The 3,215-nt window shown below is 67.6% G+C and carries 4 protein-coding genes; all 4 read left to right on the forward strand.

What is annotated here, in order from left to right:
* Positions 1–527, forward strand: a 527-nt coding sequence (locus P3H15_RS53365; RefSeq protein WP_276144720.1) for a thiamine pyrophosphate-dependent enzyme, incomplete at its 5' end; no start/stop codon positions are given.
* 54 nt (positions 528–581) lie between these two features.
* Positions 582–1,238: an SRPBCC family protein gene (locus P3H15_RS53370; RefSeq protein ID WP_276144721.1), complete on the forward strand. Its 657-nt coding sequence runs from the start codon at positions 582–584 to the stop codon at positions 1,236–1,238.
* Positions 1,235–2,278, forward strand: coding sequence for a 3-oxoacyl-ACP synthase III family protein (locus tag P3H15_RS53375; RefSeq protein WP_276144722.1), 1,044 nt, complete (start codon positions 1,235–1,237; stop codon positions 2,276–2,278). Before P3H15_RS53370 ends, P3H15_RS53375 begins: the two co-directional genes overlap by 4 nt.
* The coding region (locus tag P3H15_RS53380) for a histidinol-phosphate transaminase (protein ID WP_276144723.1) at positions 2,275–3,215 on the forward strand (941 nt) is incomplete at its 3' end. The genes P3H15_RS53375 and P3H15_RS53380, both read left to right, overlap by 4 nt.

The raw sequence follows: 3,215 nt of genomic DNA on the forward strand, positions 1-3,215 counted from the left end.
CACGCATCACCCGCTCCACCCGCTTGTGGTTCACCTCGATCCCGGCATCACGCAGGCATCATCTTTCGGTGCCCCGCGGCGGGCGGTTCGTGGTCGCCCTCGGGATGGGCGGCATGGGCTACAGCTTCGGCGCGGGGATCGGCTCGGCGTTCGCGCGGAACCGAAGGACGTTCGTGATCGCCGGTGATGGCGCGTTCTTCATGCACGGCCTGGAGCTGCACACCGCGATCGAGCACGACCTGCCGGTGACGTTCATCGTGTTCAACAACAACGCGCACGCGATGTGCGTGACCCGCGAGCAACGGTTCTACCGCGATCGATACAGCTTCAATCGATTCCGGCCGACCCTGCTCGGCGAGGGGATCGCGGCGATGTTCCCGACGCTGCCGGCATTCGCCGCGCGAAGCGTCGGCGAGCTGACCGACGCGCTGGCACGCAGCGCGCACACCGAGGGCCCGTCGTTCGTTGCGGTGGACTGCGATCCCGACGAGATACCACCGTTCCTGCCGTTCCTGATCCGCCCCTGATTGCAGGCGAGAAATCGTGACCATCAGCCTTCCCGCCCCGACAGGAGAGAAATCGTGACCATCGGCCTTCCCGCCCTGAGTGACATCGCCGAGGATGTGATTCCGGGGGTGCTGCGGATCGAGAATTCCGACAAGGATGCCACCGCACCGATCATCCTGGACATGCTGCGGTCGGTGTATCCGCACGAGCAGGTGTTCGGCCGGTTCTGCCCGGTCAACGCCTATATCGCGGCGCCGCCGCGTGAGGTGTACGAGTACCTGGCGGACACCCGGTGTCTGGAGGAGTGGACCTACAGCCTGCGCGGGTTCACCGAGACGGACGAGCCCGGGCTGTGGCTCTCCCACGACCGGCTCGGCGACCAGACGAAATGCTATGTGCGCACCGTCGCGAACCCCGACGCGATGACGGTGGACTACCAGTGCGCGTGGGACCAGGGCCGACATCTGTGGATGATCTATCTGATGCGGGTGGTCGACGCGGACGTGGTGCTGAACACGCCCGGATCGGTGGTGCTGTGGACCAATTGCCGCCACCCGTTCTACGACGAGAACCCCTACCCGGAGACGGCGCCGGCGGACCGCCCGGTGTGGGTTGGCGACTTCTGGGACATGTTCTCCGCTGGACATCAGTTGGAGATGGACAACCTCAAGGCCATCTGCGAGTACCGCGCCGCCCACGGTCTGCCGATCAAGCCGGAGTGGATGAAATGAGCACGGCCGCTGTTCCACCGACCGTCAGCCTGGTCGACGTCGCCAGCTATCTGCCGGAGAATCGGGTTCCCACCGAGTATTTCACCCGGTTCTCGCGCTCGGATCGGATGGCGAAGAACGTCATGTTCCGCTCGCCCAGGTATCGGCACCACGTGGCCCGTGACGAGACGGCGGTCGACATGGTGGAGCGGGCGGTGGCGCCGCTGATCGACCGGCACGGCGCGGACACGATTTCGAGCGTGGATGTGCTGCTCACCCACACCCAGCTGCCCGACAATCCCGTCCTGGGAAGCGGCCCGGAGGTGGCCCGCCGGTTGGGGCTGCGCCCGGACTGGGTGATCGACGTGCACAACGGTGGCTGCGCGTCGTTCGTGCACATGATGGCGCTGGCCCGGACCATCCTGCAAAGCTCCGATGCGACCACGGCGTTGATCGCCGCGACCCAGAACTGTGCGGGGCAGGTCTTCACCCAGACCGAGATCCGCGGGTTGGCGCATGCCTCGGTACCCGGCGACGGCTGCGGGGTCGGCCTGCTGACCAAATCCGACGACGCGCCGATCCTGGGTATCGAATGCCGCACCCATCCGGAATTCGGTGGGGACATGACCTTCGAGGGAGTTCCGGTCGCCGATCGCAAGTACTGGGAGCCGGGACTGGGGCAGGCCTGCGTGGGGTTCACCGAGTCCAAGATCACCAAGGTGTTCGCCCGCGGCAACCGGCTGGTGCCGGAGGTGGCGCTGGCGGTCTGCGATCGGATCGGGGTGCAGTCCACCGAAGTCGACACCTTCGTCACCAACCAACCCAACCGGCTGTTCCTGCGGAACTGGCGCGAGGCCATGCAGCTGGACCCGGAGCACCATCCGGACACCTTCGACGAATGCGGAAACCTGTTCGGCGCCGGCATTCCGGTGACGCTGGACACCGCCAACCGGGACGGGCGCATCGGCAACGGGTCGCTGGTGTTGATGGCCGGATTCGCCCACGCCGGCGACTTCGCCGGTGCGGCCGCCGTCCGATGGGGAGCAGGGCCGACACCATGACCGGCGAGATCGCGGAGGCGAGGACACCGTCGGCGGTGGGCGCCCGGACCCGGCCGGTGCGCCACTTCGAGCTCGGCCTGAGCGAGAACCCGTTCCCGCCGTTGCCGTCGGTGCTGGCGGCGCTGCACGAACAGATGGCCCAGGCGAATCGGTACCCGGAGTTTCTGCCGCAGCGGCTGCCGCGGATCATCGCGGACCGGGTCGGCGTGCAGCCGGCGCAGGTGGTGGTCGGATCGGGGGCCACCGGGGTGGCGATGCAGATCATGCAAACCGTGCTGGGCTGCGGCGAAACCATGGTGTTCGCGGACCCGACGTTCGACGGTTACCCGATCATGGCCGACATGATGGGCGTGCGCGCGGTAACCGTGCCGCTCGATCACGGTGGTCACCAGAATCTGTGCGCGATGGGTGAGGCGGTCGACGAGCGCACCGGGCTGGTGGTGGTGTGCCGGCCGCACAACCCCACCGGCACCCTGGTCCCCGCGGCCGACCTGGAGGTGTTCCTGTCCTCGATTCCGCCGCGGGTGGTGGTGATCCTCGACGAGGCCTACATCGAGTTCATCGACGACGCCGTCGACGCGGTCGACGTGCTCGACCTCATTCGCCGCCACCCCAATGTGCTGGTGCTGCGGACGTTCTCGAAGGCGTTCGGGCTGGCCGGGCTGCGCAGCGGGTACGCATTCGGAGCGCGGGAGTTGGTGGCACGGGTGCGGCGCCGGCAGCTGCCGTTCGGAATGAGTTGCGCGGCGGTGGCGGCGGTGACCGCCTCCTATGCGGCCGCTTACGAACTGCGGGCCCGGGTCGCGCGGATCACCACCGAACGCGAACGGCTGCGGAACCGGCTGCAGCAGCAGGGCCATCGGGTGCCGTGCAGCCACGCCAACGGGGATTCCCCCCGAGATGTGGACACCAATTCCTATGCGGCGGTAGCCAGCGT

Origin of the sequence: Rhodococcus sp. T2V (assembly GCF_029269925.1) — a bacterium.
Classification (GTDB): domain Bacteria; phylum Actinomycetota; class Actinomycetes; order Mycobacteriales; family Mycobacteriaceae; genus Rhodococcus_F; species Rhodococcus_F koreensis.

Coding starts and splice junctions, on each gene's coding strand:
- P3H15_RS53375 (WP_276144722.1), top strand. CDS start 1,235: ATGAGCACGGCCGCTGTTCCACCGACCGTCAGCCTGGTCGACGTCGCC.